Genomic DNA, 6795 nt, shown 5'->3' with positions numbered 1-6795 from the left:
CCGTTGGGGTCCCCGGCTGGGGTCCTGGCCACCGTTGGGGTCCCCGGCTGGGGTCCTGGCCACCGTTGGGGTCCCCGGCTGGGGTCCTGGCCACCGTTGGGGTCCCCGGCTGGGGTCCTGGCCACCGTTGGGGTCCCCAGCGGGGTCGGGTCAGGGGTCAGGGGACCGGGCGGTAGGTCGTGAGGGTGACCGACAGGGTCACCGGGACCGGGTTCGGCAGGTGCGCGACGCGTTCGGCGACGACCCTGGGCGCGGTGTGCCAGGCGCTGGGGCCCATCGCCACGAGGGCCTCGACGTCCTCGTGCGCGAGCAGCGGTGTCTCCTCGTGCACCAGCGAGGTCCCGGCGGTGAACGACCCGCCGAGGGTGCCGGCGACCCGCTCCTCCTTGCGCTCGTCGACGGTGAGCAGGCCGAGCGTCGTGACCAGCTCCCGCAGGTGCCTGGGGGTGGGGGTGACCACGACGAGGATGCCGCCAGGGGCGAGGATCCGCCGGAACTCCGGGCCGTTGCGGGGCGCGAACACGTCGAGCACGGCAGCGGCGGCGCCGTCGCGGACGGGCAGCGACCGCCACGTGTCGCACGCCGCCGCGCCGATCCGCGGGTGGGCACGGGCGGCGCGGCGCACGGCGTACTTCGAGACGTCGAGCGCCAGGCCGACCCGGTCGGGCAGCGCGTCGAGCAGGCGGGCGAGGTGGTAGCCGGTGCCGGCGCCCACGTCGGCGACGCAGCCATCGGCGGCGAGGCCGGCGGTGGCCAGCTCGGTGATCCGGTCGGCGAGGCCGGCGAAGTGGCCGCGGCCGAGGAAGTCGTGCCGCGCACGCACCATGCCGGCGGTGTCCCCCGCCCCGGCGCGCGCGTCGCCGGGCAGCAGGTTGACGTAGCCCTGCCGTGCCACGTCGAACGCGTGCCCGGCGGTACACCGCACCATCCCGCCGGCGAGGTCGAGCGAGGCTCTGCAGTGCGGGCAGCGTAGGTACGTGAGGACGTCGGCGAGCATGGTCAGTGCGACGCCCCGGGGAAGCCGACACCGGCGTCGACCTCGGCGAAGTGGCACGCGTTGGGGTGTCCCTGTCCCCGCTCGGTGAGCGCGGGCTCCTGTTCGGCGCACACGTCGTCGGCCTTCCAGCACCGGGTGCGGAACCGGCATCCCGACGGCGGGCTCGCGGGATTCGGTACGTCGCCCTGCAGCACGATGCGTTCGCGCTGCCCGCGCATCGACGGTTCCGGCATGGGCACGGCGGACAGCAGGGCCTGCGTGTAGGGGTGGCTGGGTCGCGCGTACACCTGGTCGCGCGTGCCTGTCTCCACGAACTTGCCGAGGTACATGACAGCGACCCGGTCGGAGATGTGGCGGACGACGGTGAGGTCGTGCGCGATGAACAGGTAGGCGAAGCCGAACTCCTCCTGGATCCGCCTCAGCAGGTTGATCACCTGCGCCTGGATCGAGACGTCGAGGGCGGACACGGGCTCGTCCAGCACGAGCAGCTCGGGGTCGAGGGCGAGGGCACGCGCGATCCCGATCCGCTGGCGCTGCCCGCCGGAGAACTCGTGCGGGAAGCGGCTGTCGTACTCGCGCTTGAGACCGACGATCTCCATCAGCTCGGCGACCCGGCGCCGGCCACCGCTCTCCGCGAAGATGCCGTGCGTACGCAGCGGCTCCGCGATGAGGTCGCGCACGGTCATCCGGGGGTCGAGCGACGCGTACGGGTCCTGGAACACGATCTGTGCCTGCCGGCGGAGCGGGCGCAGCGCGGAGCGGGGGAGCGAGGTGATGTCGCGGCCCTTGAACTCCATGCTCCCGGCGGTGGGGTCGAGCAGCCGGAGCACGGTGCGCCCGAGGGTCGTCTTGCCGCAGCCGGACTCGCCGACGATCCCCAGCGTCTCGCCCGCGGCCAGCTCCAGGTCGACGCCGTCGACGGCGTGGACCACGCCGATCTGCCGCCGCAGCAGACCGCTCGTGAGGGGGAAGTGCTTGACGAGCTCCCGCACCCGCAGGATGGACTCCCCCTTCGCCGCCCGCTCACCGTACTCGCGCCGGCCTCCCCGCCCGCTCACCTGATCTGCTCCGCGGTCGCGAGGATGCGAGCGGCCTCGGTCGACAGCTCGTCCTTGAAGTGGCAGGCGGCCTCGTGCCGGCCGGAGTCCACCGGCTCGAGGACGGGCAGCTCGGTGCGGCAGGCCTCCCGGTCACGGGTCAGGAGGCAGCGCGGGTGGAACGGGCAGCCGCTCGGTACGTGCGCCAGGTTGGGCGGGCTGCCCGGGATCGGCTTGAGCCACTTCTCGTTCGCCCCGACCTGCGGCAGGCTCCTCATCAGGCCCAGCGTGTACGGGTGGCGTGGCTTCGTGAAGATGGTGTCGACGTCGCCGGTCTCCACGACGTGGCCGGCGTACATCACGACGACCCGGTCGGCCATCTCGGCGATCAGCCCGAGGTCGTGGGTGATCAGGACGACACCGGCCTCGGTCTCCCGCTGCGCGGTCTTGAGCACCTCGAGGATCTGCGCCTGGATGGTCACGTCGAGCGCGGTCGTGGGCTCGTCCGCGATGAGCAGCGCGGGACGGTTCGCCATGGCCATGGCGATCATCGCACGCTGCCGCATGCCGCCGGAGTACTCGTGCGGGTACTGGGCGTACCGGCGCTGGGGCTGGGGGATGCCCACCAGCTCGAGCAGCTCGATCGCCCGGCGCCGCAGCGCCCCGCCACGCACGCCGGGGTTGTGCGCCTGGACGGCCTCGCCCACCTGCTCGCCCACCTTGAACACCGGGTCGAGGCAGGTCATCGGATCCTGCGGCACGAACGCGATCTGCCTGCCGCGGATCGTGCGCAGCTCCTTCTTCGAGAGGCGCAGCAGGTCCCTGCCGTCGAAGAGCGCCTCACCCGACGTCTCGAGCCGGCGTGTCTCGGCGAGGAGTCGCAGCAGGGACATCACCGTCACGCTCTTGCCGGAACCGGACTCGCCGACCACCCCGAGCGTCTCGCCCGGGTACACGTCGTAGCTCACCTTGTCGACCGCCCGCACGACGCCCGAGCCGGTACGGAAGCTCACCGAGAGGTCCCGGATGGACAGCACCGGCTCTGCCACGGCTCCGCTCCCTTCAGGTCCGGTCAGGCTCGCAGGTTCGGGTCGAGGGCGTCCCGGAGGCCGTCGCCGGCGAGGTTGAAGCCGAGGACGACGAGGAAGATGGCGAGTCCTGGGAAGGTCGACGTGTAGGCCGCGTGGAAGATGTACTCGCGTCCCTCGCCGAGCATCGTCCCCCACTCCGGGACCGGGGGCTGGACGCCGAGCCCGAGGAAACCGAGCCCGGCCGCCACCAGGATCGTCAGCCCGATGTTCAGCGTGGCGTACACGATGATCGGTGTCAGCGCGTTGCGCAACAGGTGGCGCCGCAGGATCATCAGCCGGCTCGCGCCGAACGCCTCCGCCGCCTCGACGTAGACCTCCTCGCGTAACGAGAGGGCGAGGCCCCGCGCCAGCCGGATGAACTGCGGCATCACGCCGAGCCCGGCCGCGATGATCACGCTCCGGAGGCCGACGCCGAGCACCGCGACCAGGGCGAGCGCGAGCAGGAACGGGTTGAACGCCAGCATGATGTCGGCGATCCGCTGGATCACCAGGTCGACCCACCCGCCGAGGTAGCCGGACGCCAGCCCGAGCGGCACGCCGACGCCCGTCGCGATCGACACCGACAGCACGCCGATCATCAGGGTGTAGCGCCCGCCGTACATGATCCGGGCGAGGATGTCGCGCCCGAGGCCGTCCGTCCCCAGCGGATGGCTCCACGACGGGCCCTGGAACGCCGACGCCAGCACCTGCCTCGTCGGGTCGTACGGCGTCAGCAGCGGCGCCGTGACGGCGAGCACGGCGAACACGACGAGGATCGCGACACCGGCGAGCGCCGCCCGGTTGCGCGTGAGCGCGCGCAGCGCTCCCAGCGAGGGTCGCGCGCCCGGCGCCACGTCCTCCGCGGGCTGCTGCTCGACCACCTGGTCAGCCATAGAGCCGCACCCGCGGGTCGACGACCGTGTAGAGGAGGTCGGTGATGATGTTGACGACGATGAACATCGCGGCGAACGTGAACACGATCCCCTGCACCATGGGGAAGTCGCGCGAGTTGATCGAGTCGATGAGCAGGCGCCCGAGTCCCGGCCAGGCGAAGACCGACTCGGTGAGGACCGCGCCGCCGAGCAGGGATCCGAACTGCAGGCCGATGACCGTCAGGATCGGCACGAAGGCGTTGCGCAGCGCGTGCTTGTACACCACGATCCGCTCCACGAGCCCCTTCGCCCGCACCGTGCGGATGTAGTCCCTGCCGAGGACGTCGAGCATGTTCGACCGCGTCATGCGCGACACGATCGCCATGGAGAACACGCCGAGCGTCAGCGACGGCAGGACCAGGCTGGACAGCGTCGCCGCCCCCGACGCGGGGAGGACCTTGAGGTTCACCGCGAACAGCATGATGAGCAGGATGCCGAGCCAGTACACCGGCATGGAGATGCCCATCACGCCCACCGCGGAGACCAGGCTGTCGAGCCAGCCCTCGCGGTGCGTCGCGGCGACGACGCCGAGCAGGACGCCCGCGACCACGCCGAACAGGGTGCCGAGGATCGCGAGCTCCAGCGTGAACGGCAGCCGCGCCCAGATCTCGGCCGTCACCGGGTTGCCGGTCCGCGCCGAGACGCCGAGGTTGCCGTGGACCAGGTGCTCCAGGAACCGGAGGTACTGGACGAGGACGGGTTCGTCCAGCCCCATCATCTGCCGGATCCGCAGGACCTCGTCGTTGCTGGCCTGCATGCCCGCGATCACCCGCGCCGGGTCGCCCGGCAGGACCTGGACGAGCGCGACCAGCACCAGACCGACACCCAGGAGCGTCACGACCGACGCTGCGAGCCGCCTCGCCAGGTAGACCCAGAAGCCACGCAACGTGTCATCCGCTCAGGTCGGCACGGGACATGGTCGGATGCCCTACTTGGCCGGCTTGGCGTAGATGGTGTCGAACTTCTCGTTGGGGATGTAGGAGATGCCGGTGACGTCGCTCGAATGGGCGAGGACGAGCGTCTGGCTCCACAGGAACAGCCACGGAGCGTCGTCCCAGATGAGCTTCTGCGCGTCGCAGTACATCGTGTTGCGCTTCTCGGTGTCGAGCTCCCTGTTGCCCTTGGCGATGAGGGTCTCCACCTTGGGGTTGGTGTAGAAGGAGGTCGCGAGGCCGTTCGGCGGCCACTGCGAGCGCTGGAACATCTGGAACTGGGTCGGCGCGTCGAGCGAGCCCGGCGCCCAGCCGAGGAGGTGCAGGTCGAACTGCTGCTGCGCCTTCGGCTCCGCCGTGGCGGCCTGGTACGACGGCCAGTCCATGGTCCGCACCTTCGCCGTGACGCCGACGTCCTTCAGGTTCGCCGCGATCGCCTGCGCGGCCTGCTTGTCCTGGAGGTAGCGGCCCGTGGGGGTGCCGAACGTGACGGTCAGCTTGTCGACGCCGGCGTCGGCGAGCAGCTGCTTCGCCTTCTTCTGGTCGAACGCGTAGTCGCCGACCTCGCAGTAGCCGTTGAGGCTCGCCGCCAGCGGGGAGTCCATCGTGTCGACGGCGCCGAACAGGACCTTGTCGGCGATGTTCTTCTTGTCGACGGCGTAGTTGAGCGCCTGCCGCACCAACTTGTCGTCGAACGGCGGCTTGGAGTTGTTGAAGGCGATGAAGACGGCCCGGTCGCTCGGCGCCTTCAGGATGTCGATGCTGGCGTCCTTGTCCAGCGCCTCGAGGTCGGAGACCGGCGGGTTCATGATCATGTCCGCCTGGCCGGACCTGAGGATGGCCTCGCGCGAGTTGCCCTCGGGCACGATGTGGAAGACGACGCGGTCGTAGTACGGCTTCTTCCCCCAGTAGTCCGCGTACTTCTTGAACACGGCCTGGTCGCCCTTCTTCAGGTCGACGAACGTGTACGGACCCGTGCCGACCGGTTTCACGATGTTGGTGTAGCTGTTGCCGTCCTTCTTCGTCGAGTCGGGGGACAGGATCCCGGAGATGGTCGTGCTCAGGTTGTTGATGAGGTTCGGGTCGGGGTGATCGAGGTCGAGCCGCACCGTGGTGGCGTCGGTCGCGGTGACCTTCGAGATGACCTCGTAGACCCCCCGGATCGGGACCTTGACCTTCTGGTCGAGGATGCGGTCGAGGTTGAACTTCACCGCCTCGGCGTCGAAGTCGGTGCCGTCGTGGAACGTGACGCCGTCGCGCAGGGTCAGCGTGAGCACCTTGCCGTCGCCGGACGTCTTCCACGACGTCGCGAGGCCGGGCTGCACCTTGCCGTCCTTGTCGAGCTTGGTGAGGGTCTCGACCCCGTAGTCGACGACGTTCTGCACGGTGGTCGTGGTCATCTGTGCGGGATCGACCGTGTCGAGGTCGACGCCGATGCCGATGTCGAACGTGCGGTCGGCCGAGGCGGACGGGTCGTTGCCGCCCGTCGTACACGAGACCAGGACGAGTCCGCTCGCTGCGAGGCACGCGACGGCGGCGCGTGCCGAGGCGGAGGAAGTCGATGTCCGGCGAGAACCCATGCGTGCCTCCTCGGCACCCCCGTCATTGTCCGCAGAGTTGCATACCGACATGGGGCAGTCAACACTGCGTCAATTGACCCTCACTCCCCGACGTCGGCCGGGCCACCGTGACGTGTTTCTGACTTCGTGACGCACTTTGGCGTTGGATTAGCCAACATCGTCGGGGTTCTGGGTGGGTTGAGTCTGTCGTTCTTGGCGGTGGGTGGCAAGCCGGTGTAGCCGGGCTTGCTCGAGGCCGGCCTGGCGG

The 6795-nt window shown here is 70.1% G+C and carries 6 protein-coding genes; all 6 read right to left on the bottom strand.

The features are described 5' to 3' along the window. Positions 1-157: 157 nt before the first annotated feature. From GEV10_31445 to GEV10_31420, 6 genes are read right to left on the bottom strand one after another with little or no spacing between them, the layout of a single operon-like run. A complete protein-coding gene (locus tag GEV10_31445; GenBank protein MQA82919.1) occupies positions 158-997 on the bottom strand; it encodes a 23S rRNA methyltransferase in 840 nt (279 codons plus the stop codon). A gap of 2 nt (positions 998-999) precedes the next feature. Beyond that, a complete protein-coding gene (locus tag GEV10_31440) occupies positions 1000-2055 on the bottom strand; it encodes an ATP-binding cassette domain-containing protein (GenBank protein ID MQA82918.1) in 1056 nt (351 codons plus the stop codon). Further along, positions 2052-3083, bottom strand: coding sequence for an ATP-binding cassette domain-containing protein (locus GEV10_31435; GenBank protein MQA82917.1), 1032 nt, complete (start codon positions 3081-3083; stop codon positions 2052-2054). The genes GEV10_31440 and GEV10_31435 overlap by 4 nt, the downstream gene beginning before the upstream one ends. A 23-nt stretch (positions 3084-3106) precedes the next feature. After that, positions 3107-3997: an ABC transporter permease subunit gene (locus tag GEV10_31430; protein ID MQA82916.1), complete on the bottom strand. Its 891-nt coding sequence runs from the start codon at positions 3995-3997 to the stop codon at positions 3107-3109. After that, positions 3990-4922, bottom strand: coding sequence for an ABC transporter permease subunit (locus GEV10_31425; GenBank protein ID MQA82915.1), 933 nt, complete (start codon positions 4920-4922; stop codon positions 3990-3992). Before GEV10_31425 ends, GEV10_31430 begins: the two co-directional genes overlap by 8 nt. A gap of 42 nt (positions 4923-4964) precedes the next feature. Beyond that, positions 4965-6548, bottom strand: coding sequence for an ABC transporter substrate-binding protein (locus GEV10_31420; GenBank protein ID MQA82914.1), 1584 nt, complete (start codon positions 6546-6548; stop codon positions 4965-4967). Positions 6549-6795: the final 247 nt, after the last annotated feature.

The organism is Streptosporangiales bacterium, from assembly GCA_009379955.1.
Lineage (GTDB): Bacteria > Actinomycetota > Actinomycetes > Streptosporangiales > WHST01 > WHST01.
The sequence above is the reverse complement of the archived record's forward strand: the minus strand, read 5'-3'. Positions and strand labels throughout refer to the sequence as shown.